The sequence below is a fragment of the Nonomuraea dietziae genome, assembly GCF_014195505.1.
GTDB classification, from domain to species: Bacteria; Actinomycetota; Actinomycetes; order Streptosporangiales; family Streptosporangiaceae; genus Nonomuraea; species Nonomuraea roseola.
In genome coordinates this window covers 8,746,522-8,772,189 of record NZ_JACIBV010000001.1, presented here as the reverse complement: position 1 = coordinate 8,772,189, position 25,668 = coordinate 8,746,522, and the positions used below count along the sequence as shown (strand labels likewise).

The following is a 25,668-nucleotide window of genomic DNA, read 5'->3' as shown; positions in this document are numbered from 1 at the left end:
CCTCCACCGGCCTCACGCGAGGCTCCTCCACAGGCCTCAGGCGAGGCTCCTCCGCCTGGCTCACGCGAAGCTCCTCCAGCGGCCTCATGCGAGGCTCCTCTGCCTGGCGACCTCGGCGGCAACGCCTTCGACGGTCGGATCGTCGATGAACACCTCGAACGGCAGATCGACGGCCATCGTGTCCCTGACCTTCGCGATGATTTGCGTGATGGACAGGGAGTGGCCGCCCAGGTCGAACAGGTCGTCGCCGGGGTCGACATGATCGAGGTCGAGCACCTGGCGCCAGATCTCGCCCACGGCCACGACCAGGTCGGCGTCCGTCCCTGCGGCTCTCGGCCGCTGGAGACCGGTTCCGCCGCCCGCGCCCGCGACCCTCGAAGGCAGCGGGAGGTCGTCGATCGGCGCGTGCGGCCGTTCGGCGACGCCGCGCAGCAGCGCCGTCAGGTCCGCGGCCACGCTCTCGCAGCCGGCCCTCCCGAGGTGGCGGGGGTTGTACTGCAGCCTGGCCGCCGTCCCCCTCGGACCGTCCACGACCTGCAGATGCAGGGTGTTGCGCACGGCTCCGTTGAACATCATCCACTCCACCGAGGCGGCCAGCCCTGGGAAGACGGGCTCGGTTTCGCTCCTGGAGCGATAGCTGAGCGACACAGGGGTGAGCGCCGCGCGTGGGCTCACCCCGCCCAGCGCCCTGGCCAGCGGCACGTGCCTGTAGGCGTACATCCGGCGCAGCTCCGCCCGCACGTCGGCGGCGAACTCGGCGAACGTGCCCGACGGCACGACCTCGAAAGGCAGCTCGTTGACGAACAGCCCGACGTGCTCCCTGGTCGCCTCCGTCCTGGTGGACAGGTCGACTGCCACTGCGGCGCGGGCGTTGCCGTACGCGTGCAGCAGCAGCCGCAGCGCCGACAGCACCACCTCGAAGCGGGTCAGTCCCAGCGGGGCGGCCGTCCTCCCCACCTCGTCGCCGAGGACGAAGTCGACGGCGTCTCCAGGCGCGGCGTGCAGGGTGGGCGTGCCCAGGCCCGGCAGGACGAGCTCCCTGGAGTCGTGCCAGCGGGCCCGCCAGAACTCCGCCGCGCCAGGGAGCCTGTCACGCACGCGGGCGTTCTCGTCCTCGACGGCCTCGCCGTACGGCACGGGCAGCGGTGGCAGCGGCTCGCCCGCGTAGGCGGCGGCCAGGTCGCGCACCAGGATCTCCTTGGACATCCCGTCGAAGACGATGTGGTGGGCGGCGAACACCAGCAGGTGCCGGTCCGGCCCGGTCCTCGCCAGCGTGAAGCGGGCCAGGGGGCCGGTGGCGAGGTCGAGGTGGCCTTCGCCCGCCAGGTCGAGCGGGTCGGCCGGCGCCTCGGCCAGCGTGACGGGCACCTCGGCGGTGCCGGTCAGCAGGCGCAGGACGCCGTCGCGCTCGGCGAGCGTGGAGGTGAGGACCGGGTGCCGCCGCACGACCTCGCCGCAGGCGGCCAGCATCCTGCCGACCTCCATCGGACCGTCGAACCAGACGGCCAACGGCATGCGGTAGACCGCCGGATGCCCCTGCAGCGGGGTCGTCCGGGGTGTGGGGCCCGCCGCGCCTGAGCGCTCGGTCACCCACATGCCGTGCTGGGCGAGGGACGCCAGGTCAGGACCGCCCACCAGGGGTCTCGTCATGTCACGCCTTCCCGATCATGGCTCGAAGCTCCTCTTTGACGACCTTTCCCGACCGGTTCCTCGGCAGGTCGGCCACGACCAGCACCCGGTGCGGGATCTCGTGCCTGGCCAGCCGGTCGGCCAGGAACGCGCGCAGCGCGGTCACGGAGAGGTCAGGTCCGCGCGGCACGACGGCGGCGGCGAGCGCGGTCCCCAGCACGGGGTGCTCCACTCCGACCACCGCGGCCTCGGCGACGCCGGGATGCTCGTACAGCGCGGCCTCGACCTGGAGAGTGGACACCTTGAAGGCGCCCGACTTGACCACGTCGCTTTCCCTGTCCACGAGGTAGAGGTAGCCGTCACGGTCGAGGTAGCCGAGGTCCCCCATCCGCACCCACCCCTCCCTGAACACCCCGCCCCCGCTCTCCTCACCGCTGCCGCCAGCCGTCCGGCCGCCGATGTATGCCCGGGGTGCGGCGGCGGAGCGGAGCCAGATCTCACCCACCTCGCCGGGGGGCAGGCGCCTGCCGTCCTCGCCGGTCACCCGCAGCGCGCTGCCGAACCCCGCGCGCCCCAGTGCCGCGGGTCTGTCCTTGTCGAAGACCATCACGGTCTGCGCCGGCGCCGCCTCGGTCGAGGTGTAGTAGTTGACGAGCGTCGCGTTGGGGAAGGCGGCCGACAGCCGTAGGGAGAGCGCGGGCGGCAGCGCCGCCGCCGCCGACCCGAGCAGGACCACGCTCGACAGGTCGTGCCGCTCGTGCGCGCCGTGGTTGAGCAGCTCGCTGGCCATGGAGGGGACGACGAAGACCGTCCCCACCGCGTGCGACTCGATCAGCCTGGCGAACCTCGCCGCGGTGAACGTCGGCAGCGTCATGACAGTGGGGTGGGCGTCGAGCGCGTTCATCAGCATGGCCTGGGCGGCGTTCGTGCCGATGGGGAAGGCATGCAGCAGGCGGGTGGAGTGGGCGAACCTGCGCCGGTTCGGCCGTACGGCCCTGTCGTGGGTCAGGTTGGCGTGGCTGGCCCCCACCGCCTTGGGCCTGCCGGTGGTGCCGGAGGTGTAGAGAATCTGGGCCAAGTCGCCCGGGTTCACCTCGACCCCGACACCACCCTGAGACACCCGCCACCGCGCCACCCCGGCACCCGAACCCCGCCCGTCCGCAGCCCCGCCTTCCACGCCGTGCACAAGCCCAGCCCCGCCTTGTAAGCCATGCACAAGCCCAGCCCCGCCTTGTAAGCCATGCACAAGCCCAGCCCCGTGTTGTAAGCCGTCCGCGAGCCCAGCCCCGCCCCCCAAGCTGCCCGCGACTTCAGACCCGCCTTCAGGGGCGCTCGTGACGAACTCGTCGCCAGGGATGCGAGGAAGAGGTGCAAGGCCGCCTTCCAAGCCGTGCACGAGCCCACCCCCGCCTTGTAAGCCGTCCGCGAGCCCAGCCCCCACCTCCAAGCCGCCCGCGACTTCAGACCCGCCTTCAGGGGCGCTCGTGACGAACTCGTCGCCAGGGATGCGAGGAAGGGGCGCAGGGCCGCCTTTCGGCGGGCTCGTGACGAGCTCAGGCTGCCCGCCCGGCGCACGAGGCAGGAGCGCGGGCCCGTCAGCGGCCTGGTGGTGCTGACCCTGACCGGCCACGACGCCGTGGATACCGTTCTGGAGCAGGTGTCCCCGGGCCTGCTCGCCGGCCGTACGGTGGCCGGACTCGACGCCCGGGGGACGGGGCAGGTTCTCGGGCCCGGCTTCCAGATCTGTCGCCTGGCAGGACCAGTACGCGCCCGGCGGAGGAAGAGTGCCTTCCCCGTGGAGCACCCCCACGGCCGCGCAGTCGTCCAACATGTAGGCGAGTTCGGCCGGTGCCAGACGGTCCGACAGGGGGACGGCCACCGCTCCGGCCCGCTGGACGGCGCAGTAGGCGACCGCGAAGGCGATCCAGTCCTTCGCGGCGAACAGCAACCCCACGCGCTCGCCGCGCCGGAGCCCTCGGGCGAGCAGGCCATGGGCGGCGGAGTCGGCGCGCAGGTGCCACTCCCGCATGGTCAGCTCGCCATGACCGGCGACGGCTAACGCCACCCGGTCGGGTTCGAGCGCCGCGCGGGCGCGGAGGAGGTCAGGCACGGTGGTGGGGCCGGGAGAGCCCCTCGGGTGGTCCACGACTGTCGACATGAATGCCCTTTGTGAGACAGACGTTGCATCGGCGTGTGGTGCGGTGTCCTGGGCGCCCTGATGGTTCGGTGCGGCAGAGTGCCCTGGTGGTGCGGTGTCTGTTCTGCGCCCGGCGTCCGGGCTGCGCTCCTGCGCCGTACGGTCGGAACCGTCTGGACGGCGGCGGAATTCGTTCTGAGTGGGAACGCTCCCACGGATGGGAGGCTAGGAGTGTGCAGCAGATCACGTCAAGCTCTCGGCCGAAATTCCCGTGACATATCCCGATTTATGGCTCTTTATGCACGTCGATGACACGGGTTCGCCTGCGAAGACATGCAGACGTTGACACCGATCTCCACTAATCCTTACCTTGAACTGGGAGCGCTCCCATCACAGGAGGGCGGCCTGACCCCCTCAGCGGGATCCACGAAGCGGTATTGCGCCGTCGGATGGGCGATTTCGGAGATGCCGGATGAGTTGTCCGCCACCACCGAAATCGACGTTCCGGGGTTGTCCAGCGCGGCGATCCGGCACCACCGGACCGACGGTCCCGGAGTTGTTCGTGGCGATCCCGAGATGCCGAGCGAAATGTCCAGCACCACGGGATCGGCAACCCCGGATCGTCCAGCACCGGACGGACGATCCGGGGTTGTCCAGCGCGGCGATCCGGCGACACCGGGCGACGTGTCCGGCACCACCGGACCGACGGTCCCGAGGTTGCTCGTGGCGATCCCGAGATGCCGAGCGAAATGTCCAGCACCACGGGATCGGCGACCCCGGATCGTCCAGCACCGGACGGACGATCTGGGTTGTCCGGCGCGGCGATCCGGCGACACCGGGCGACGTGTCCGGCACCACCGGACCGACGGTCCCGAGGTTGCTCGTGGCGATCCCGAGATGCCGAGCGAAGCGTCCGGCGTCGCCGGATAGGCGGTCCCGTCTTGTCCGGCGTCGGCCGGAGGGGTGGTCCCGTCTTGTCCGGCGTCGGCCGGAGGGGTGGTCCGGAGGGGACGGTGAGTTGTCTGGTGCAGTCCAAGGGGTGATCGGAGTGGCGCGTTTCGGTCCTCTTCGCTGGGATGGTCCTGAGGTCGCCGGCTGCGGGCTCGTGTCTGGTGATATGCGCCAGGCGATATCCTTCCGCCCGTCCTCCCTGCCCCCGATCGACGCCCAGGCCGGCAGCCCAACCCCCCGATGAGGACTCCCGCCGGCCGCCCCTCCGCCGTGCAACCTGTGCCGCTCCGACCTCCAGTAAGGCCCTGGGTCGCTCAGGTCGCCCAAGGAAAAAACCCCGTCCACCCCCTCCCCCGGTCCGCCCGATCGGCGGTCTCATCCCCGGCCCCCAAAGAGCCGCGCCATCCCCTCGATCGCCCCACCCCCGCTGACCCGTTCGAGCCGCTCCAGGTTCGCCCCGTGAAAGGACCTCCCTTGACCGACCTCCTCCTTCACGGCGGCGGCTACACGGCGGCCGTCGCCGAGTGCGGCGCGGCCGTACGGATGCTGCGTCACGGCGACCGCGACCTGATCACCGGCTGGCCGGCCGAAGGTCCCATCCCCTACTACAGCGGCGCCCTGCTGGCCCCATGGCCGAACAGGGTCGGCGGCGCCGGCTACGCCTTCGACGGCGACGTCCACCGGTTGCCCGTCAACGAGCCCGACAGGGGTCACGCCCTCCACGGGCTGGTCGCCGAGGCCCGCTGGAGCGTCGCCGAGCTGTTCACCGTTGAGGACGAGCACGGCTTCGCCAGGCTGACCCTCGACCTCGCGCCGTCGCCTGGATACCCGTTCGCCCTGTCGTTCCAGGTCGTGCACCGGCTCGACGGCGACGGACTGACCACCACGCTGACCGTCCAGAACGTGGGTGACAGGCCCGCCCCCTACGGGTGCGGTCCGCATCCGTGGCTGCTGGCAGGCGACGACGTCGCGTCCTACGAACTGCACCTGCCCGCCTCCCTCGTGGCGATGGTGGACGAGGCGCTGCTCCCGGTCGCGCTGGAGGACGTCGCGTCCACGCCGTACGACTTCAGGACGCCCCGGGTGATCGGCGACACGGCCATCGACCACGCGTTCACCGCCCTGGCACATGGAGACCTGGAAGCGGGGAGCCGAGGGTCGGGATCAGAGGGCGCCCATGACCCAGGGCGCGCGAGCTCCACGGGGCACGAGGCTGCGGGGCTTCACGGTGAGAGTGCGGCGGACGCCGGACGGACGGACGGCCTGGACGGGCTCGTGCGGGTGCGGGTGCGCGGGCCGGGCGGCGGGGTGGAGATGAGCTGGCAGGCGGCGGAGCTCCCATGGGTCCAGGTGTGCACGGGCACGGGCCTCGGCCACGCCGGGCTGGCCGTGGAGCCGATGACCTGTCCGCCCGACGCGTTCAATTCGAGGACCGACCTGGTGGTGCTGTCCCCTGGCGACAAGCACGAGGCCTCCTGGACCATCGCGGCCCTCTAGCTCTCGCAGACCGGGCCGGGGGATGCCGATCCCGGCCCGGAGTCTCCGGCCTCCTTGACGCGCCGTGCCGGTGGCTCTTACCGTTTGGGAGCGCTCCCAAGGCCGTACCCTCCGAGGAGGACAGGTGATCACATGAGTCCGCCGGCCACCATCGAGGACGACGACCTCGAAAGGCTGCTGCTCATCAGGCACTTCGAGCTCGCCCTGCTCCGCCTCTTCGAGCGCGGCCTGTTGCACGGCACCACCCACACGTGCCTCGGCCAGGAGCACATTCCCGTCGCCCTCTCTCCCCTGCTGCGTCCCGACGACTTCGTGTTCAGCAACCACCGAGGCCACGGGCACTTCCTGGCCCGCCACCTCGACCCCCACGGCCTGCTGGCCGAGATCATGGGCCGCGAGGGCGCGCTCTGCGGCGGCGTCGGCGGCAGCCAGCACATCTACCACCGCCGCTTCCTGTCGACGGGCGTCCAGGGCGAGAGCCTGCCCGTGGCCGTCGGCGTGGCCCTGCGCATGGCCGGGACCGGCACGCTCACATGCGTCTACGTCGGCGACGGCACCTGGGGCGAGGGCTCGGTCTACGAGGCGCTGAACCTCGCGAGCCTCTGGCAGGTCCCCCTCCTGCTCGTCGTGGAGAACAACGGCATCGCCCAGTCCACGCCGACCCGCCTCCAGCTCGCCGGCTCCGTCGCGGCGAGGGCGGCCGCCTTCGACGTCGACCATCTCCCCATCGACTCCACCGACGTCGCCGCGATCAGGAACGCGCTGCGCCCCGCCGTCGCCGCGGTCCGCGAGCGCGGCAGGGCCGCTCGTCGTGGAGTTCGCCACGCACCGGCTGGGCCCCCACAGCAAGGGCGACGACTCCCGTCCTGAATCCGACCTCCTCCGCGCGCGCGAAGCCGACTGGTACACCAGCTACCGGCGGGCGGACCCCGAGCGCTTCCTCCGCGTCGACCTCGCCCAGCGCGAGCGGGTCGAACGGCTCGCCGACGAGGTCGCGGCCAGGCCGCCGTCGGTCTGGGACAGGGCGTGAGGGTCGCCGAGCAGCTCAACCTCGCCCTGCACGAGCTGCTGAAGTCCGACCCGAGCGTGCACCTCCTGGGCGAGGATCTCTCCGACCCGTACGGCGGAGCCTTCAAGATCACCAAGGGGCTGTCCACGGCGTTCGGCGACCGGGTCCGCTCGACCCCGCTCAGCGAGAGCGCCATCGTCGGCGTCGGCGCGGGGCTGGCGCTGGCGGGCGACAAGGCGATCGTCGAGATCATGTTCGCCGACTTCGTCACGCTGGCCTTCGACCAGCTGGTCAACTTCGCGGCGAAGTCCACCACAATGTACGGCAGGCGCGTGCCCATGCCCCTGGTCGTCCGCTGCCCTTCGGGAGGCGGAAGGGGCTACGGGCCCACGCACAGCCAGAGCCCCCAGAAGCACCTCATCGGCGTGCCCGGGCTCGGCGTCCACGAGCTGTCCCCCTTCCACGACCCCGGTGTGCTGCTCACCCATCTGCTGTCGACGGGCGAGCCGTCCGTGCTGTTCGAGGACAAGATCCTCTACACCCGCCAGGCGTTCGAGAACGGCGTCGTCGACGACCTCTTCCGCTTCGAACTGCTCGGCGAGCGGCCCGGATGGGCGCGGGTGTTCCTGACGGAGGTGGGCGCCCCCGACTGCGTGCTGGTCACGCCCGGGGGCATGGCGCACAGGGCGCTCTCGGCCATGCGCGAGCTGCTGCTGAACGACGAGGTGGCCTGCGAGCTGCTGGTCCCGGCCACGCTGTACCCGCTCGCGCTGGAGGAGGCGGTGCTCGAGAGGCTGTCGGCGGCAGGACACGTCTGCGTGGCCGACGACGGCAGCGAGGGCGGCACCTGGAGCGCCGAGGTCGCCAGGCGGCTGTACGGCCCGCTCTGGCCGACCCTTCGGCAGCCGATCGGCCTGGTCAACGCGGCCGACAGCATCCTTCCCACGGCGCTTCACCTGGAACGGGAGATCATGGTGCAGGACAGCACGATCCGCTCGGCCGTGCTCGGGGCCCTCTCGTGATCGAGGTCAGGGTCCCGAGGCTGAACAGCAACGACACCCACTACGTCGTGGTGGAGTGGGTGGCCGAGGAGGGGGCGCGGGTCGCGGAGGGCGATCCGCTCGTGGTGGTGGAGACCTCCAAGGCGACCGAGGAGATCGCGGCCGAGGGGGAAGGGGTGGTGCGACGCCTGCTTCCCGAGGGGGCCGAGATCGAGCCGGGCCAGACGGTGGCCCACCTGCTGCCCGGCTCCGAACCCCTCGTCGGTCTGGAAGATTCTCGCCAGGACGTCGCGCCCGGCCACCGGCCACAGGATGACGGGGTCGTCATCACCGAGCCCGCGCGGGCGCTCATGGCCTCGGCGGGCGTGTCGGAGGAGAGGGTGCGCGCCCTCGGCGTCCGGCTGGTCCGCAGGGCCGACATCGAGCGGCTGGCCGCCGGGCCGCAGACTCCGGAGCCTCCCGCGCCGCCGTACCCGCAGCACGAGAGAGTGACCCTCGGAAGGGCGCAGCGGCGCACCGCCGAGTTGGTGGCCGAGTCGCACAGGACGGTGCCCGCCGCCTTCACCGCGCTGACCGTCGAGGTGGACGCCGCGCTCGCCATGGCGAGGACGGCGACCAGGTCGTACCGCACGCTGGTCGGCCTTCCCGAGCTGCTCGTCAGAGCCGCAGGGCTGCTGCGCGACAGGTTCCCGCTGTTCTTCGCGGAAGCCGAGCCGGACGGCGTCGTGCGCCTGGCCCCCGCCGCCCACGTGGGCGTCACCTTCGACACGGGCAAGGGCCTGGCCGTCCCCGTCGTACGCGACGCGGGCACCAGGTCGCTGGCCGAGGTGTCGAAGGATCTCATGGAGTTCCGCAGGGCCTCGATGGGCGACGGCTTCAGGGAGCGCGACCTGCGCGACCCCTCGACGGTGGTGACGCTGCACACCGATCCGGGCGTCGCGTTCGCCGTGCCCGTGGTCTTCCCCGGCCACACCAGCGCCCTGTCGCTGCCGGCCGTCAGGACCGAGCTCGAGCTCGACGGCGAAGGAGCGCCCGTAGCCAGGCAGGTGGTGAACCTGGGCGTCGCCTACGACCACAGGGTGCTCAACGGCCGCGACGCGGTGGCTTTCCTCGTCGCGGCCAGGGAGCTCCTTCGCTCACCCGAGCAGCTCGCCTGACCGCGACGGCTCCTTGTCAGCGCACCAGCTCCAGGGCGGGCGCGCACGTGCCCGAGGTGGCGCAGCCGACGAAGTGGCCTGGCTCGGCCTCCACGAGGCCGGGCCACGTGGCGTCGCGCCCCGCGGCGCCGTGGTAGAAGCAGGTCGCCTCCTCCTCGGGCGCGTCCTCCTCCTCCGACCACCTGCGGTGCAGCCGCGGGACCGAGCCCAGCAGGTTCCTGGTGTAGGGGTGCAGGGGGTTGCCGAAGACCAGCTCGGTCCTGCCCATCTCGACGACCCTGCCGCTGCGCAGCACGACGGTCTTCTCGCTGACGTAGTTGCCCAGCGACAGGTCGTGGGTGATGAACAGGATGCCGAGCCCTCTCCCCTTGAGCTCGCCGAGCAGGTTGAGCACGTCGATCCTGGTCGAGGCGTCCAGCATGCTGATGATCTCGTCGGCGACCAGCATCCTGATGTCGAGCAGCAGGGCGCGGGCGATCAGCAGGCGTTGCAGCTGCCCTCCGCTGAGCTGGTGGGGGTACTTGCCGAGGACGCCGCCGGGGTCCAGCCGTACCGCCGCGAGCGAGCTCTCCACCCTGGCGCGCCAGTCGGCCGCGCCCATGCTGGGGAAGAACCTCTGTCTGATCATCTCCAGCACCCTGTCGGCCTTGAAGATGGGGTTGTAGGAGCTGAAGGGGTCCTGGAAGACGCCCTGCACCGACCTGTAGTAGTCCTTCTGCCTGGCGATGTCGACGCCGTCCAGGGTGATGGAGCCCTCCGAGACCGCGGCCAGGCGCAGGATCATCCTGCCCAGCGTGGTCTTGCCGCTGCCGCTCTCCCCGATCAGGGAGACGACCTCGCCCTGCGCGACCTCGAAGCCCACCTCCCGTACGGCGTGCAGCTCCCGCCCGCCGAACGAGCCCGTCCTGAAGGTCTTGGAGACCCTGTCCAGTCTCAGCATCACACGGCCTTCCAGCAGGCGACGGAGTGTCCGGGCGCGACCTCGGCGAAGGGCGGCTCCTCCGCGCAGCGCTCGAAGGCCAGCGGGCAGCGGCTCCTGAACCTGCAGCCCTTCGGCGGGTCGAGCAGTGAGGGCGGGCGTCCTGGGATGCCCTGGAGCCTGCGCTCCTCGTAGCGGACGCCGACCTCTGGCAGCGAGGAGATCAGCGCCTGGGTGTAGGGGTGGCGCGGCGCGGAGACGATGACGTCGGCGGTCGCCTTCTCCGCCAGCTTGCCCGCGTACATCACCATGATCGTGTCGGCGATCTGGTAGACGAGTGAGATGTCGTGGGTGACCACGATCATGCTCTTGACGAGGTCGCGGTCCCTGAACTCCAGGAGCGTCTTGGCCACGGCCTTCTGCGAGGAGACGTCGAGGGCCGAGGTGACCTCGTCGGCGATCAGCAGCGAGGGGTTGAGCAGCGTGGAGATGACCATCACCATGCGCTGCTTCATCCCGCCCGACAGCTCGATCGGGTAGCGGTCGAGCACGTCGGCGGAGAGGCCGACCAGCCCGACGCGCCGTTCGAGCTCCTGCCGCATGGGCGCCACGCCCCTCGACCTGAGCAGTTCGTCGACCATCCGGCCGATCTTCCTCGTCGGGTTCATGGCGCTCATGGCGTACTGCGGGATGAGCGACACCTCGTGGAACCTGAAGGGGTTCATGGCGTGGGTGTCGCCGACCGGCAGGTCCTTGCCGTCGAGCTCGGCGGAGCCGCCGATGTGGCGCATCCTGCCGTCGAGCCTGATGAGGCTTTTGCCGAGCGTCGACTTGCCCGAGCCTGACTCGCCGGCCAAACCCATGATCTCCCCGTCGGCCAGGGAGAAGGTGACGCCGTCGAGGGCCTTCACGTCCCCCTTGAGCGTCCGGTAGTAGACCCTGAGGTCCTCCACCTTCAAGGTCATGTCACATCTCCCTCAGCTTGGGGTTGAACACCTCGTCGAGTCCGACGTTCATCACGTAGAGCGAGCCGACGACGGCCGTGATGCCGAGACCGGGCGGGATGAACCACCACCACATGCCGAGGTGCAGCGCGTTGTAGCGGGCGGCGTTGTTGAGCATCAGACCCAGCGAGATCGAGTCGGTCGGGCCCAGGCCGATGAAGTCGAGGGAGGCGCCGATCAGCACGGAGCCGCCGAACAGCAGGATGAAGGCCATGAACAGGTAGGAGCTCATGTTGGGAGCGATCTCCCTGGTCATGATCCGCCAGGGGCGCACGCCGCTGAGCCTGGCCAGGTCCACGAACTCGCGGCTGCGCAGCGAGAACGTCTGGGCCCTGATCGCCCTGGCCACCCACGGCCATGAGGTGAGCCCGATGAAGACAGCCTGCACGGGGATGCTGCGGATGCCGAGGTAGGCGTTGATCACCAGCAGCACCGCCAGCGCGGGGAGCACCAGGACGATGTTGGTGAGCATGTTGAGGATCTCGTCCACGATGCCGCCTCTGTACCCGGCGGTGAACCCGATCGCCATGCCGATGACCGCGGCGATGCCGCCGCCGAGCAGGCCGACCAGGAAGGTCGCCCGCAGGCCGTGGATGAACTGGGTGAAGATGTCCTGTCCGAAGATCGTGGTGCCGAACCAGTGCTCACCTGACGGCGGGGCGAACTGCGGCCCGACGTAGGCGTTGGGGTCGGCGGCGGCGACCATCGGCCCGAACAGCCCGAGGACCAGCAGCACCACCAGGACGGTGAGGCCGGCCAGCAGCTTGCCGTTGCGCAGCGCGAAGTGCAGCGCCTCGGCGCGCACCCCCGTGGTGGCGACGGCGGCCTTCTCGTCGGGAACGACGCTCATGCCTCAGCCCCCATCCCCGCCCTGGTACGCGGATCGACCAGGACGTAGACGATGTCGATGACGAAGTTGGCGACCAGCACGCCGATCACGATGAACAGGAAGACGCCCTGCAACAGGAAGAAGTCCTGGTTCTGGATGGCCTTGAGGATCAGGCTGCCGAGGCCCGGATAGGAGAAGACGACCTCGGTGACCAGCGCGCCCGCCACGAGCACGCCGAGTTGCAGAGCCAGCCCTGTGATCTGCGGCAGCACCGCGTTCCTGAAGGCGTAGCGGCGGATCAGCCGCTGGGGAGCGCCCAGCGCCGACAGGTAGGAGGAGTAGTCGGCCTCCAGCTCGTAGATGATCATGTTGCGCATGCCGATGGCCCAGCCGCCGAAGGCGACGAGGAAGAGCGACAGGAACGGCAGGAACCAGTGCAGGGCCAGGCTGCCGACGAACTCCCACGACAGGTTGGGCCGCATCGCGTAGCTGTAGCCGCCCGCGACGGGGAAGACGCCTGCCACGATGCCGAGCCCCCAGGCCAGCAGGATGGCCAGCCACATGTACGGCGTGGCCGTCAGGATGTATCCGACGGGCAGCACGGTGTTGTCCAGCAGCCTGCGCCTGGCCGCGAAGGCGCCGAACCTGTTGCCTGCCCACCAGCTCAGCAGGATGGCGGGCACGAGCAGGCCCAGGGTGTACGGCACGGCGCGCGTGATCACGTCGGCCACGGGCGTGGGGAACAGCCAGATGCTGATCCCGAGGTCCCCGCGCAGCAGCGCGCCCCAGAAGTTGAGGTACTGCTGCCAGGCGGGCAGGTCCAGGCCGAACAGGCCGGTGTAGTAGGCCTGCATGGCCGCCACCGCCTCGGGCTGGGCGAGGTTGGCCCTCGACACCATCGAGGCGACGGGGTCACCCGGCATGAGCCGGGGGATCAGCCAGTTGATCGTGACCGCCGCGAAGAACGTCAGTCCGTATATGAGCAGCTTCCTGCCGAAATAGCGTCGCACGCGATGACTCCAGGTAGGACGGCGAAGGGCGGAGAGCCGCCCCCTCCGGCGAGGGGAGGGGGCGGCGGCCAGAGGTCAGCCCTTCGCAGGCTGGATCTCGGTGAGCGTCAGGATGCCGCCCAGCTCCAGCCAGTTGCGCCACATGGTCGGCGCGGACTTGGGCGCGTCGGGGGCCGAGGATGGCCAGTTCGTCCACACCGAGCTGGTGGTCTGCGACCACAGGCCGTTGTACCAGAGCGGGATGGCCGGCATCTCCTCCAGCTGGATGCGCTGGATCTTGGACAGGACCTCCTTCATTCCCGCCTCGTCCTCGGGCTTCTTGCCGTCGAGCTCCTGGACCAGGTCCCAGACCTTCTTGTTCTCGTAGCGGCCGAAGTTGACCGTGTTCTGGGCCTTCTGGATCGGCAGCTGGAAGAGGTAGTCGTAGTACATCCACGGCGTGTTCGACAGCTGCCGCTCATTGTTGATCATCATGTCGAACTTGCCCGACGAGCGCTTGTCGACCAGCGCGTTGTAGTCGGGGAACTCGGGGGTGAGGTTGACGCCCACCGCCTTGGCGCTCTCGGCGATGACCCTGATCGACTCCATCCAGTCCGACCAGCCGGCCGGGACCTCGATCTTCAGCTGGATCTTGGAGCCGTCCTTGTTCTCGACGAAGCCGTCGCCGTCGGTGTCCTTGTAGCCCGCGTCGGCCAGCATCTTCTTGGCCTTGGCCTGGTCGAAGGAGAACCCGAGCTCGCTCACCACGCTCTGGTCGACGTACTTGTCCCACTGCGGCAGCAGGCCCGTCGGGTTGGCCGGACGCACCAGGTTGCCGTAGACGCCCTCGACGATCTTCTTGGTGTCGACGGCGCTGGCGACGGCCTTGCGGAAGGCCGGGTCGTCCATCGGCTTCTTCTGGGTGTTGAGCACCAGCCACGCGGTGTTGGCCGACAGCATGTACGGCGGCTCGGGGTAGTAGGTCTTCACCCCGAAGTTGCCCTTGACCAGGTTGGCGATGCCGGGCAGGAAGTTGTTGCTCAGGTCGAGGCCGTTCTGCAGCAGCAGGCCCATGGCGACCTCGTTGCTGGAGTTGACGATGTCGACGATGTACTTGGGCTTGACGTCCTTGTTCAGCGCCTTGGTGGCCCACCAGCCGTCACGCTTGACCCAGGCCACGCGGTCCTGGTCGTGGCTGTGGTAGCTGTAGGGGCCCGTGCCGACGGGCTTGTCGTTGACGCCGTTGACGACGTCCTCCTCCGAGCGGGCCTCCCAGACGTGCTTGGGCAGCATCACCCTGCTGTAGAGCGCGTTCGCCCACTGCTGGTAGTTGGGCTTGGTGAAGGTGAACTTCACCGTCTGGCCGTCGACCGCCTCCGCGCTCTTGAGGAAGGTCCAGAGGTTGGCGTAGGGCACCGTCTTCATCTTGCCGAGCTCGAAGGTGAACACCACGTCGTCAGCGGTCAGCGGCTTGCCGTCCGACCAGGTGACGCCCTGGCGCAGCTTGAGCTCGTAGGTGGTGTCGTCGCTCCAGGCTCCGCTCTCGGCCAGCCACGGGGTGAACTGGCCCGTGTTGGGGTCGAACAGGAACAGCGGCTCGTAGACCAGGCCGTTCGTGCCCGTGGCGTGGTCCCAGTTCCTGATGGGGTTGAAGTTGGCGGGCGCTCCCCACTGGGTGCCGCCGGTGTACAGCGTCTGGTTGCGCGGGAACGCGCCCTCGCCGCCCTGGGCGGGCGCCTGGCTCGCCGCCGCGCCAGGGGCGCTCGACTGTACGGCGGGCGTGGGCGTCTGCCCCGACGTGCAGGCTGTCACGACCAGGCAGGTCGCGAGCAGGGGCGTGAGCACGCGCCATCGGTTTCGCATGGAATCTCCTTTGTCCCCGCGCAGGGATCTCGCCCTCGCGGAGTTCTCCTCGAGCACCATCCCCCCGATGGCCTGAACCGGATTGACGCGCCTCATGACATGGGAGCGCTCCCACTCGCAAAGCCTTCCGCCGCGCCGGACAGGTAACGCGACCGTAAAATTGACGAATCCCGATGTCAATAGCGCTGCGGTACGCGTGACGTATCCGAGATATGCCGAAAAATCCTAGAAACACGATAGCGTGGGAGCGTTTCCACAGGTCGGCTTTTCAGAAAGCCCATAACGCAACAGTTTGATCTGAAATGCCGCATGGAGGGATCATCCGAGCGTGGACAGCAGAACCAAGCGCCGCATCAGCGCCGACGCCCTCTCCTCTCTCGCCCACAGGGCTCTCGGCTCGCACGTGCGCGAGGCGGTCGAGCTGGCCGACGGCTTCGCCAACGCCGTGTGGAAGCTCGTCCTCGACGACGGCCGCCATGTCGTGCTGAAGCTGTCCCCTCCTCCCGACCTCGACCAGCTCACCTACGAACGAGACCTGCTGCGCATGGAGGCCGCCGCCTACGCCCACGCGGCGGATGCGGGCGTGCCGGTCGCGAATCTGCTGAAGGCGGGCTTCGACGACCCCGTGCTCGGCGGCGACTACCTCGTCATGACGGTGCTGGACGGCACGCCGTGGAACCAGGCGGAGCTCGACGACGCCGCCCAGGCCGCGCTCAGGTACGAGCTCGGCGGCCATCTGGCACGGCTCAACGGGGTGACGGGCGACGTCTACGGCTACCCGCACAACGGCCTGACCGGCGCGACCTGGCGCGAGGCCTACCTGCGGATGACGGGCGCGCTGCTCGACGACGCCGTGCGCTATCAGGGGACGCCGCTCCCCCGGCCCGTCGCCGAGCTGAGGGCATTACTGGAGGGCGCCTCCGAGGCGCTGGACGAGGTGACCACGCCGCACCTGGTGCACTTCGACGTCTGGGCGGGCAACGTCTTCCTCGACCTGAACGCCGCGCCCAGCATCCAGGCGATCATCGACCACGAGCGCGCCTTCTGGGGTGACCCGCTCGCCGAGCTGATCACCCCGACGATCTTCAACGAGATCGAGGAGGACGACCCGCTGCTGGCCGGCTACCGCGCGGTGCGCCCGCTGGAGCTGACCCCCGGCGCGCACCGGCGGCTCGACCTCTACCGGGCCTACCTCTACCTGATCCTGCTGGTGGAGAACGGCCCCAGGCAGTACCCGGAGGAGGAGTACGCCCCGCTGCGCGATCGGGCGATGTCCTCGCTGGTCAAGGTGCTGGACCGGCTCGACGGGTGACGCTTGCGCGGCGGCTGGTTTTCAGCGCATGATGAATTATGCGCTGTGTGATAGCGGGCGGCGGCCCGGCGGGCGCCGTGCTGGCTCTCCTGCTGGCCAGGGCGGGCGTCGAGGTGACCCTGCTGGAGAAGCACGCCGACTTCCTGCGCGACTTCCGGGGTGACACGATCCACCCCTCGACCCTCCAGGTGCTCGACGAGCTGGGGCTCGCGGAGGCCTTCCACCGGATCCCGCACCGCAAGGCGTACGGATTCGACCTGGTCACCGACACCGGCAGGACCAGGATCTCGAGCCTGCGCGACCTGCCCGGCCCCTACAACTACATCGCCTTCGTCCCGCAGTGGGACTTCCTCACCCTCATCACCACCGAAGCAGCGACGTACCCGAACTTCCGGTTGCTCATGAACGCCGAGGCCGTCGGCCTGATCCGCGAGGGCGACGCGGTGCGCGGGCTGCGCTACCGCGACGCCGAGGGCGAGCACGAGCTCAGGGCCGAGGTGACGATCGCCGCCGACGGGCGGGGATCCACCCTGAGGGCGGCCGCGGGGCTGGTGCCGAAGGAGCTGGGCGCGCCGATGGACGTCGTCTGGTTCAGGATGCCGCGCGAGGACGGCGACCCGGGCGAGGCCTTCCTGCGCGTCTCGGCGGGGCACATGATGGTCGCGATCAACAGGGAGACCTACTGGCAGCTCGGCTACGTCATCCCGAAGGGCGGGGCCGAGAGGCTGCGCGCGGCCGGCGTCGGCGAGCTGCGCCGCCAGGTCGGGCGGCTGCTGCCCTTCCTCGGCGACCGCACGGAGGCGATCGCGGGCTTCGAGGACGTCAGCGTGCTCACCGTGGCGCTGAACCGGCTCGAGCGGTGGTACCGGCCTGGCTTCCTGTGCATCGGCGACGCGGCCCACGCCATGTCCCCGGTGTTCGGGGTCGGGATCAACCTGGCGGTGCAGGACGCGGTGGCCACGGCCAACATCCTGCTCAGCGAAGGCCCCTCCGCGCTGCCCAAGGTGCAGCGGCGGCGGATGTTCCCGACGAAGGCCACGCAGCTCGCCCAGCAGGTGGCGCAGCGGCGGCTGATCCAGCCCGCGCTGAGCGGATCGGTGAGACCGACGGGCCTGCCCGACCTCGCGGCCCTTCCCGTCGTCGGCAGGCTGGTGGGGCGGCTGCTCGCGCGCTTCATCGGCCATGGCGTCCGCCCCGAGCACGTGAGCGCGAAGTGACTCGAAAGGCGCGCTGAAGGTTACGAGCGGCACGCCACCCTGAAAGCAGGGCAAAGACTGCGTCGAGTCTGGCTTGCGCTTCGGTGGCGGCGGGCCCGCGCCGAAGATCCCGCTCGTACGGTCCGGCAGGGCCGTCCTCACCTGCAACGTAGGCGCTGCGGGGCCGGACGGGCCGCCATGCCGCCTCGCCGAGGCGGCGATCGCCCGCGGACGGCGTTCTCACTACGTGGACATCGGTGTCCACGCGCGGGAGCGAGTGGAATACCCTCGTATGCCGTGAGCAACCTTGATTCGTGGCGAACCATGACCGCGGCCCAGCAGCCCGACTGGCCCGACCGCAGCGAGCTCGAGAAGGTCGTCGCCGAGCTCGGCGGCCTGCCCCCGCTGGTCTTCGCCGGCGAGTGCGACCAGCTGAAGGACCAGCTGGCCGCCGTGGCCAGGGGCGAGGCGTTCGTCCTGCAGGGCGGCGACTGCGCCGAGACGTTCGCGGGCGCGACCGCCGACAACGTGCGCAACAAGCTCAAGACGCTCCTGCAGATGGCGATCGTGCTCACCTACGCCGCCAAGGTGCCGGTGGTCAAGATCGGGCGAGTGGCCGGCCAGTTCGCCAAGCCGCGCTCCAAGGGCACCGAGGTGCGCGACGGCGTCGAGCTGCCCGCATACCGCGGCGACATGGTCAACGGGTTCGAGTTCACCCCCGAGTCGCGCAGGCCCGACCCGTGGCGGCTGCTGAGGGCCTACCACTCCTCCGCCGTCACGCTGAACCTCGCGCGGGCCTTCACCAAGGGCGGCTACGCCGACCTGCGGCAGGTCCACGCCTGGAACCAGGACTTCGTGGCCGAGTCGCCCGCAGGCCGCCGCTACGAGCAGCTGGCCCGCGAGATCGACCAGGCACTGGCGTTCATGCGCGCCTGCGGGGCCGATCCCGAGGAGTTCCACACGGTGGAGTTCTACTCCTCGCACGAGGCGCTGATCCTCGACTACGACAGGGCGCTCACCCGGGTCGACTCACGCACCGGCCTGCCGTACGACGTGTCGGCGCACATGGTCTGGATCGGCGAGCGCACCAGGCAGCTCGACGGAGCGCACGTGGAGTTCTTCTCGCGCATCCGCAACCCGATCGGCGTCAAGCTCGGCCCCACGACCTCGCCCGAGGAGGCCCTCGCGCTGGTCGACAAGCTCAACCCCGACAACGAGGCGGGCCGGCTGACGTTCATCACGCGGATGGGCGCCTCCAAGATCCGCCAGCACCTTCCCACGCTGGTGGAGAAGGTGACCGCCTCGGGGGCGAAAGTGGCCTGGATCTGCGACCCGATGCACGGCAACACCTGGGAGGCGCCGAGCGGGCACAAGACGCGCCGCCTCGACGACGTCCTCGACGAGGTTGCCGGCTTCTTCGAGGTGCACCGCGCGCTCGGCACGCACCCCGGCGGCATCCACATCGAGTTCACCGGCGACGACGTGACGGAGTGCGTGGGCGGCGGCCAGGAGATCGTCGAGGGCGACCTCGCGCTGCGCTACGAGACGGCCTGCGACCCCAGGCTCAACCGGGGCCAGTCGCTCGACCTGGCCTTCAGGGTGGCCGAGCTCTACCGCTCGGTCTGACCCCGAGCCCGCCAGGGGTCTGCCGCGCAACGGCCGGTCCGGCCGAGGAACGCCGCCGTTCGACCCACGGGACGGCCCGCTCCCCCGCTTCGGGGGCGGGCCTGGCCACACGTGACGCGAGCCCTCACCCCGCGGGGTGAGGGCTCGTCGCGTCATGGCGTCACTGCTGCTCGGGAGCCGTGCCCATCTCCTGCGCGAGTTCGGCCTTGATGGCCTCCATGTCGAGAGCCTTGACCTGGCCGATCAGGTCCTCGAGCGCGGGGGCGGGAAGAGCGCCTGGCTGGGCGAAGACGACGATGCCGTCGCGGATCGCCATGATCGTCGGGATCGAGGTGATCTCGAACCCCTCCGACAGCCCTCGCTGCGCCTCAGTGTCGATCTTGCCGAAGGTGACGTCGGCGTGCTTCTCCGACGCCTGCTCGAAAATCGGCCCGAACGTCCTGCACGGCCCGCACCAGGCCGCCCAGAAGTCCAGGAGGACGATCCCCTTGTCGGCGATGTCGTTGAAGTTCTGGTCGGTTACTTCGATAGTCGCCACAAGTGGCTCCTCATATCGTCGTCTCGCTTGCTTTCCTTAGAACCGTCAGCATTTCACGCTGATTCCCCGGCCCGCAGCGCCACACCGGCCTTCCTCCTGCCCGACAGCGCGACGTGTCCCACGGCGCCCAGGAGCGCGGCCAGGGTCACCCCCGCGCCCAGGAGCAACGGGGTGCTCCAGGTGACGGTGTAGCCGACGGGCAGCCCGCCCGCGTAGCCGCTCAGGTCGACGCCCCCGCCGAAGAGCGCGGGGAAGAGCGTGCCCAGCGCGATGCCTGCCACCGCCGCCATGACCACCAGCGGTGAGATCTCGCCGAGCGTGATGGCCCGCGCCTGCGCGCCCGACATGCCCATGGTGGACAGGAAGGAGATGCTGCGGTCGCGTTCCGCCGCGCCGGCGACCACGCTCACCCACACCGCCAGCAGGGAGTAGAGGGCCAGCACGATGGCCGTCAGCTGGAAGGCCAGCTTGATCGTCCTGGTGAGCGGCGTCGAGACGATCGAGGCCAGGTCCCCTTCACGGGTGCTCGCGGAGGCGCCTGGCCCCGCCGCCCGCTCCAGGTCGGCGGCCGACAGCGCGTCGCCGAAGACGAGCAGGCCGTTCGGCCGCATCGCGACCTTCTGCTCGGGCAGCACGGAGGTGGGCAGCACGAGAAGCTCGCCCAGCGGGTCGGTCCCTGGGAAGCGCTCGATGTGGCCCACGTGGTCGACCACGACGGGCGGGCTCTCGCCGCCCTCCAGCACGATCGGCCTGCTGCGCGCCTTGCCGAGACCGCCGGTGACCAGGACGGGCACGGAGGCTCCCTTGGCCGCGGTGGCGGCCCTGTTGACGGCCGCCACGGGCGCGCCGACCACGGAGGGGGCCGAGCCGAGCCGCCGCGCGTAGGCGGCGGTGTCCATGCGCAGGTAGGAGAAGGACAGCGTGCCGCCCGACAGGCGGCCCTCTCGCAGCTCCACGGGCAGGACCTCCCGCACACCTGGCAGGGCGCGGACCTTCTCGACGGCGGCGGGCGAGATCACGCCCTCGCCGACGCCGACCTTGGCGTCGGCCCCCGTCCGCTGCCAGGCCGCGGCGCGCTGCCCCGCGTCCAGCGCGTCGAGGGTGAGCGCGCTGTAGACCGACAGGGTGAGGGCGGGGACGAGGATCAGCGCGGGCAGCGTGGCGGCGGTCCTGGAGCGGGCCGCCGAGGCGACCGCCAGGAACAGCACCGCCGTCCTGCTCCTGGCCGCGCCGAAGGACAGCAGGCGCAGCAGGTACGGGTAGCCCCACAGCACGACCAGCGCGAAGGCGACGGCGACCGCGGTGGGCGCGGCCACCAGGAGCGGGTCGCCGCCCGAGGCGGACTGGGCGGTCGTCACGCCGCGCGTGACGGCGAGGTAGGCCGCCACCGCGGCGAGGAGGACGACCAGGAGGTCGATCACCAGCCTGCGCGGCGTGAACGGCCTGGCGACCAGGTCGTCGCGCTGCTCCACGAGCGGCTGCCGGTGGGTCAGCAGGAGGCGCGCCATGCCGTACAGGAGGGTGGCCAGGGCCGGCAGCGGCGCGGACAGCAGGGAGACGGTGGTGTCCAGCCCCGGCACCAGGCGGGAGAGCGCGAAGCCCAGCAGCGAGCCGGGAAGGACCGCGAGGAGGATCACCGTGGCGCCGACGGCCGCGAACTGGCTCGTCGAGGCAGCCCTGGCCCTGGCCGCGACCAGGCCGGCGGCGACGCGGCCGAGCAGCAGGCCGACAACGAGCGCCACCACGCCGAACGCGACCGCGAACAGCCCGGCCAGCAGCAGGCCCATGAGTGTCTGCGTGACGCCGAGCTTGCCGAGGAAGTCCTCCAGGATCTTCGGCAACTGGCTGGTCACCTTGTACGGCATGACCGGGGTCGACAGCTTGCGCGCCGCTGCGGTGAACGCGTCGAAGGCCGACGCGGTGCCAGGCGCCTGCTTGATGCCGAAGGCGGAGGGAACGGGCGCGAACCCCCACCGGTAGTGCATGGGCGCGCTGACGCCCGCCATCACGGCGACGCCCTGCTCGCCGACCAGGCCGGTGACCACGAAGGCGGCCGAGTTGGCGGCGGGGTCGGGGATGTACACGTGCGACATCGAGGGGTACGCCGACCAGAAGGGGTCGGAGGGGTCGATCGGCTCGTAGAGCCCGGTGACCTTGATCAGGACCCCGGCTCCGGAGACGATCGTGTCGCCGACCTCGATCCCCATCTGCCCGGTGACGTCGCTGGGCAGCCCGGCCTCGACGGTGGTCAGCGTCGGCTTGGCCAGCACGATGCTCAGCGCGGAGTCCTGGTAGGGGTTGGGCGTCGATCGCGCGGTGAGCGGATTGGCCCCGGTGGTGACCGCCGACGGCGCCTCGCCCCTGACGTAGCGGACCCGCTCGGCCGCCCCGCTGTTCCATGCCAGGTCGACGAAGTTGTTGCGGCGGGGTTCATGCCCCACGTGGCCGACGAGCCTGACGCGGTTCGTGCTCACGCCGTACGTCACCTCGCCGATCAACGGGGCGAGGGCCTGCGGCATGGCGGCGCGCAGCTTCCTGGTGACCGCGTCGAGGTCGGCGGCGCTGTCCGGCCGCCGCGACGGCAACGCCGAGCGAGCGCCCACGGCGATCTCGAGCAGCTCGGGCCTGGTCTCCTGGACGGCCTGCCGCAGCGAGCGCTCGTAGGAGTCCTCGAAGACCCGGGGAAGCGCGCCGCCCAGGAACGTGACGGTGAGAACCAGCAGCGCCAGCAGCGCGGTGATGCCTCTGTGCAGCAGCGCCAGCCGCGCTGCCAGCCTGAGTATGGTCATGCGTCCTCCCCCGCGTGCCTGGCCCGCACCAGGCCGCGGCGGCGCAGCGAGCCCGCCAGCGCGGCGACGATCGCGAACAGGGCCGCCGCGATGACCGTGAGCAGGATCGCGGTCTGGATCCACGGGATGTCCAGTCTGACCGGCGGCGTCACCGCGGTGACCTGGCCGGACAGCACGAGGTGCGGCACCACCACGGTCGCCATGCCGCCCGCCAGCAGGGTGCCGCCCACCAGGCCGAGGCCGATCAGGAACGTCTGCTCCACCGCGAGCAGGCCGAGCACCTGGCGGAAGCTCACCCCGAGCGCGTGCAGCAGTCCCAGTTCGGCCGAGCGTTCGCGGGCGGCGACGGCGGCGTTGACCGCGAAACCGAGCCCTGCGAAGATCACCGCCGCGGCGAAGCCGACCAGCAGCGCGCCCTGCAGGCCGCCGGCCAGCGGGTCGTCGCGAAGCTCGGTGAAGACGGTCTGCCTGTCGAGCACGCGGGCGCTCCAGCCAGGGTGGGCGGCCAGGACCGCGGTGGCGGCGGACGGGTCGCCGTCCGCCGTCGCGGCCCACCACTCGGTGACCCTGGGCGGGGCGTTGACGGTGAGCACGTCCCTGTCGGCGATGGTAGGCAGGTCCACCAGGACGGCGGGCTCGCCGACCTCCGTGCCGGGCAGGCTGTCGACGACGGCGGCCACGACCAGGTGGGAGGTGGTCGCGTCGAAGGGCAGGAAGAGCTTCGTGCCCGCGGAGAGCTTCTCCTGGGCGGCCAGCTCGTCGGTGATCACGACGGGCAGCGGCTGGGGCAGGGTCGCCCTGCCGTCCACGGTCCCGCCGAACACCCGCTCGGGCGGCGTGTCAGGCGGCAAGGCCAGAACCACCGCCTTGCCCCTGGCGGGGATCGCGTCGAGGCCGAACAGCGCGCCCTCGCCGGCCTGGACCTCCTTGGCCCTGCCCTCGCCGACTCCCGCGGCCCCCTGCAGGCTCGACTGCTCGAAGCCGGTCCACACCACGTCGGCCGGCAGCGGCACCTCGGCCTGGTCCGCGGTCAGCGCGCCGAGCACGACGGGCGCACCCGTCTCGCCGAAGGAGAAGCCGCGCAGCGCCAGCGGGTAGGCGATCTTCCCCGCCCGGCCCGCGGGGGAGGCCAGGTCGGCGACCAGATGGCGCTCGTCGCCCGCGCCCCTGTCGGTCAGGCCGAGCCGCCAGCGCACCCCGTCGGCGTCGGTGAGCAGGATCGCGGCGTCGAGCGGCGCGGGCGCCTGGGTGCGCAGCGGCAGGCTGAGCACGGACGGCGTGCCGGGGATCGGCACGGAGCCGAGCGAGGGCCTGCCCGCCTTGAGCGCGCTCGCCAGGTCGGCGAGCGGGGTGGCCGACAGGTCCTCGCGCAGGTTCATGACCTCGGCGAGGCGGTCGGCGTCGAGCGCGAGCAGCTGGGCCGAGCCCGCGCCGATCGCCACCGAGTCGCGGAAGGCGGGGCTGACGGCGCGCACGCCTGGCAGCCGCGCGTAGACCCTGCCCGCGCCGAGCCCGCCCACCTCGCCCTGGTCGAGGACGGGAGAGATCCGCAGGTCCGCGCCGACCCTGTGGCCGGCCTGGTCGCGCTGGGACGACTCCCACGTGGTCGTGGTGGTGATCGACAGCACCCCGATGGCCACGGCCATCGTCAGCAGCAGCGCGGGGCCGACGTAGCGCAGGGGGCGGCGGCTGACCTGCCACGCGCCGAGCGCGGGGGCCAGCGTCGTGCGCCGCGAGGTCAGGGCGGAGACGATCCTGGAGGTCCACGGCACCAGGCGCATGCCCAGCATCCCGCCGCTCAGCAGGGCGAGGGCGGGCCCGGTGACCAGCATGGGGTCGATGCCGAGCACGCCGCCGGTGGTCGCGGTGACGGGCGAGCCGTACCTGGTGAGCTGCCAGACGGCGAGCGCCGCCACGACGAGCAGGGCGAGGTCGCCGCCCGCCCTGGCCAGCACGCCCCTGCGGTCGCCGCGCCCGCGCGCAGCCTGCTCCTCCACGTAGGTACGGCGGGCGCTCCTGACCGCCGACGCGGCCAGCAGCGCCGCTCCGGCCAGCGCGGCGAGGGCGGCGATCGCGAACGTGACGGGCTCGGGGGCGGCCGGCACCCTGACCGCCCCCGCCCGCGCCCACAGCAGGCCGCTCACCCCGTTGAGCACGTGCGGCGCGACGAAGGGGGCGATCAGCACGCTCGGCAGCGCGATCAGCAGCGCCTCCGTCAGGCTGAGCGACACCAGCCCTCCCATGCCCGCGCCTCTGGCCCGCAGCAGCGCGACCTCCATGCGGCGGCGGTCGGCCAGCATCCTGGCCGTCAGCATGAGGGAGTAGCCGGCCAGGATGAGCAGCTGCAGCACCGGCACCAGCATCGTCGACTGGCCGACGAGGGCGCTGCGGTCGAGCTGGCCGAGGTAGGCCGACAGCTCCTCCCTGACCGTGCAGTCGGCGCAGGCCGGGCGAGCCTTGAGCTGGTCGGGCAGGCGCGCGGCCGCCGCGGCGAGGCCGGCCAGGTCGCCGGTGCTGACGCCGCTCAGGTCGGGCATGACGTACCAGGAGCCGAGCATCTGGTCGGTGAAGCGCTCCATGAAGCTCTCCTGGGAGAGCATGAGCGAGCTTCTGGCGGGGTCCAGACGGGGATAGAGGTCGTCGGGGGTGGCGAACACGCCGGTGACCAGCACCGTGGTGGGAGGGCCTGTCTCGCCGCGCCGTACGGTGAGCTCCTGGCCCGCGCGCACGCCGAGGCGCTGGGCGCTGTCCTGGGCCAGGGTCGCCTGGAGCGGTCCTGCGCCAGGACCGGCCCACCTGCCCTGCACCAGCTTCGCGCGCCTTTCCAGGTCGGAGCGGGTGGCGAAGAAGAGCTGCGCGCCGTCCTCGCCGTGGAAGGCGCTCGAGGTGACGGACGAGACGGTCTCCGGCCTGAACCTGCCGAAGGACTCGGCGGCCTGAGCGCGTACGGCCGCGTCGGCCTGGGGGAAGGTGGCGCCCTTGATCCAGGTGGAGACCTCCGCCGAGGTGTCGGCCCCGTCGGCGTGTGTCACGCTCCAGCGGACGCCGACGTCGACCACGGAGGAGATGTAGATCGACAACGACACGAGCGTGGTGGTCGCCAGGAGGATCGCCGCGAAGGCGGTGAGGGGCAGAAGCGGCTCGCTGACGGCACGCTTGAGCACCCACGTCGTCCGGCCCCGCATCCGGTTCCCCCTCTGATCAGGTACGGGAGAACATTCG

General features: G+C 70.9%; 18 protein-coding genes. 8 read left to right on the top strand and 10 right to left on the bottom strand.

Features of this window, described 5'->3' with window-relative positions; genetic code table 11:
• Positions 1-84: 84 nt before the first annotated feature.
• Together FHR33_RS41710 and FHR33_RS41705 are read right to left on the bottom strand one after the other, a co-directional pair.
• Entirely contained in the window at positions 85-1,650 is a 1,566-nt protein-coding gene (locus FHR33_RS41710) for a condensation domain-containing protein (protein ID WP_183659636.1), read from the bottom strand.
• Position 1,651: 1 nt separating this feature from the next.
• Positions 1,652-3,787: an AMP-binding protein gene (locus FHR33_RS41705; protein ID WP_246452339.1), complete on the bottom strand. Its 2,136-nt coding sequence runs from the start codon at positions 3,785-3,787 to the stop codon at positions 1,652-1,654.
• A 1,404-nt stretch (positions 3,788-5,191) separates the two neighbouring features.
• Here FHR33_RS41705 and FHR33_RS51145 point away from each other — a divergent pair.
• From FHR33_RS51145 to FHR33_RS41680, 5 genes are all read left to right on the top strand, one after another.
• Positions 5,192-6,214: an aldose 1-epimerase family protein gene (locus FHR33_RS51145; protein ID WP_246452338.1), complete on the top strand. Its 1,023-nt coding sequence runs from the start codon at positions 5,192-5,194 to the stop codon at positions 6,212-6,214.
• 132 nt (positions 6,215-6,346) lie between these two features.
• On the top strand, positions 6,347-7,084 hold the full coding sequence (locus tag FHR33_RS41690; RefSeq protein WP_246452337.1) for a thiamine pyrophosphate-dependent dehydrogenase E1 component subunit alpha: 738 nt from the start codon (positions 6,347-6,349) through the stop codon (positions 7,082-7,084).
• Complete coding sequence (locus tag FHR33_RS51140; RefSeq protein WP_246452336.1) at positions 7,026-7,244, top strand: thiamine pyrophosphate-dependent enzyme; 219 nt, start codon at positions 7,026-7,028, stop codon at positions 7,242-7,244. The genes FHR33_RS41690 and FHR33_RS51140 overlap by 59 nt, the downstream gene beginning before the upstream one ends.
• Positions 7,241-8,245 carry an alpha-ketoacid dehydrogenase subunit beta gene (locus FHR33_RS41685; protein ID WP_183659635.1) on the top strand — a complete coding sequence of 335 codons (1,005 nt, stop codon included), beginning with the start codon at positions 7,241-7,243 and terminating at the stop codon, positions 8,243-8,245. Before FHR33_RS51140 ends, FHR33_RS41685 begins: the two co-directional genes overlap by 4 nt.
• Positions 8,242-9,381, top strand: coding sequence for a 2-oxo acid dehydrogenase subunit E2 (locus FHR33_RS41680; RefSeq protein WP_183659634.1), 1,140 nt, complete (start codon positions 8,242-8,244; stop codon positions 9,379-9,381). The genes FHR33_RS41685 and FHR33_RS41680 overlap by 4 nt, the downstream gene beginning before the upstream one ends.
• 16 nt (positions 9,382-9,397) lie before the next feature.
• On the opposite strand, the gene FHR33_RS41675 is transcribed toward FHR33_RS41680, so the two are convergent.
• The 5 genes from FHR33_RS41675 to FHR33_RS41655 all read right to left on the bottom strand — a co-directional run bounded on the left by FHR33_RS41675 (position 9,398) and on the right by FHR33_RS41655 (position 14,985).
• Positions 9,398-10,321, bottom strand: coding sequence for an ATP-binding cassette domain-containing protein (locus FHR33_RS41675; protein WP_183660623.1), 924 nt, complete (start codon positions 10,319-10,321; stop codon positions 9,398-9,400).
• The gene (locus FHR33_RS41670; RefSeq protein WP_183659633.1) at positions 10,321-11,265 is read right to left on the bottom strand and encodes an ABC transporter ATP-binding protein; all 945 of its coding nucleotides are present in this window, start codon (positions 11,263-11,265) and stop codon (positions 10,321-10,323) included. The genes FHR33_RS41675 and FHR33_RS41670 overlap by 1 nt, the downstream gene beginning before the upstream one ends.
• Position 11,266: 1 nt before the next feature.
• Complete coding sequence (locus FHR33_RS41665) at positions 11,267-12,154, bottom strand: ABC transporter permease (protein ID WP_183659632.1); 888 nt, start codon at positions 12,152-12,154, stop codon at positions 11,267-11,269.
• Positions 12,151-13,143 (bottom strand): ABC transporter permease, encoded by a 993-nt coding sequence (locus FHR33_RS41660; protein WP_183659631.1) that lies wholly within the window; start codon positions 13,141-13,143, stop codon positions 12,151-12,153. The genes FHR33_RS41665 and FHR33_RS41660 overlap by 4 nt, the downstream gene beginning before the upstream one ends.
• A 75-nt stretch (positions 13,144-13,218) precedes the next feature.
• Positions 13,219-14,985 carry an ABC transporter substrate-binding protein gene (locus FHR33_RS41655; RefSeq protein ID WP_183659630.1) on the bottom strand — a complete coding sequence of 589 codons (1,767 nt, stop codon included), beginning with the start codon at positions 14,983-14,985 and terminating at the stop codon, positions 13,219-13,221.
• Positions 14,986-15,313: 328 nt separating this feature from the next.
• On the opposite strand from FHR33_RS41655, the gene FHR33_RS41650 reads away from it, so the two are divergent.
• The 3 genes from FHR33_RS41650 (at position 15,314) to FHR33_RS41640 (ending at position 19,119) form a co-directional block, all read left to right on the top strand.
• Positions 15,314-16,297, top strand: coding sequence for a phosphotransferase family protein (locus FHR33_RS41650; RefSeq protein ID WP_183659629.1), 984 nt, complete (start codon positions 15,314-15,316; stop codon positions 16,295-16,297).
• 38 nt (positions 16,298-16,335) lie between these two features.
• On the top strand, positions 16,336-17,514 hold the full coding sequence (locus tag FHR33_RS41645; protein WP_183659628.1) for an FAD-dependent oxidoreductase: 1,179 nt from the start codon (positions 16,336-16,338) through the stop codon (positions 17,512-17,514).
• Between the two features lie 276 nt (positions 17,515-17,790).
• The gene (locus FHR33_RS41640) at positions 17,791-19,119 is read left to right on the top strand and encodes a class II 3-deoxy-7-phosphoheptulonate synthase (RefSeq protein WP_312895982.1); all 1,329 of its coding nucleotides are present in this window, start codon (positions 17,791-17,793) and stop codon (positions 19,117-19,119) included.
• Positions 19,120-19,279: 160 nt separating this feature from the next.
• Here the strand turns inward: FHR33_RS41640 and FHR33_RS41635 are convergent, their stop codons facing one another.
• Genes FHR33_RS41635 through FHR33_RS41625 form a run of 3 tightly spaced genes read right to left on the bottom strand, consistent with a single transcriptional unit; the run spans position 19,280 to position 25,631 of the window.
• A complete protein-coding gene (locus FHR33_RS41635; protein WP_183659627.1) occupies positions 19,280-19,657 on the bottom strand; it encodes a thioredoxin domain-containing protein in 378 nt (125 codons plus the stop codon).
• 53 nt (positions 19,658-19,710) lie between these two features.
• A complete protein-coding gene (locus FHR33_RS41630; protein ID WP_183659626.1) occupies positions 19,711-22,446 on the bottom strand; it encodes an FtsX-like permease family protein in 2,736 nt (911 codons plus the stop codon).
• Entirely contained in the window at positions 22,443-25,631 is a 3,189-nt protein-coding gene (locus tag FHR33_RS41625; RefSeq protein WP_183659625.1) for an FtsX-like permease family protein, read from the bottom strand. The genes FHR33_RS41630 and FHR33_RS41625 overlap by 4 nt, the downstream gene beginning before the upstream one ends.
• Between the last annotated feature and the right edge of the window lie 37 nt (positions 25,632-25,668).

What these genes read in the sequence shown, in the direction of transcription:
- FHR33_RS41710 (WP_183659636.1), bottom strand. Translation starts at nt 1,650, where the DNA reads ATGACGAGACCCCTGGTGGGCGGTCCTGACCTGGCGTCCCTCGCCCAG.
- FHR33_RS41690 (WP_246452337.1), top strand. Translation starts at nt 6,347, where the DNA reads ATGAGTCCGCCGGCCACCATCGAGGACGACGACCTCGAAAGGCTGCTG.
- FHR33_RS41705 (WP_246452339.1), bottom strand. Translation starts at nt 3,787, where the DNA reads ATGTCGACAGTCGTGGACCACCCGAGGGGCTCTCCCGGCCCCACCACC.
- FHR33_RS41625 (WP_183659625.1), bottom strand. Translation starts at nt 25,631, where the DNA reads ATGCGGGGCCGGACGACGTGGGTGCTCAAGCGTGCCGTCAGCGAGCCG.
- FHR33_RS41675 (WP_183660623.1), bottom strand. Translation starts at nt 10,321, where the DNA reads ATGCTGAGACTGGACAGGGTCTCCAAGACCTTCAGGACGGGCTCGTTC.
- FHR33_RS41665 (WP_183659632.1), bottom strand. Translation starts at nt 12,154, where the DNA reads ATGAGCGTCGTTCCCGACGAGAAGGCCGCCGTCGCCACCACGGGGGTG.
- FHR33_RS41645 (WP_183659628.1), top strand. Translation starts at nt 16,336, where the DNA reads ATGCGCTGTGTGATAGCGGGCGGCGGCCCGGCGGGCGCCGTGCTGGCT.
- FHR33_RS41655 (WP_183659630.1), bottom strand. Translation starts at nt 14,985, where the DNA reads ATGCGAAACCGATGGCGCGTGCTCACGCCCCTGCTCGCGACCTGCCTG.
- FHR33_RS41670 (WP_183659633.1), bottom strand. Translation starts at nt 11,265, where the DNA reads ATGACCTTGAAGGTGGAGGACCTCAGGGTCTACTACCGGACGCTCAAG.
- FHR33_RS41630 (WP_183659626.1), bottom strand. Translation starts at nt 22,446, where the DNA reads ATGACCATACTCAGGCTGGCAGCGCGGCTGGCGCTGCTGCACAGAGGC.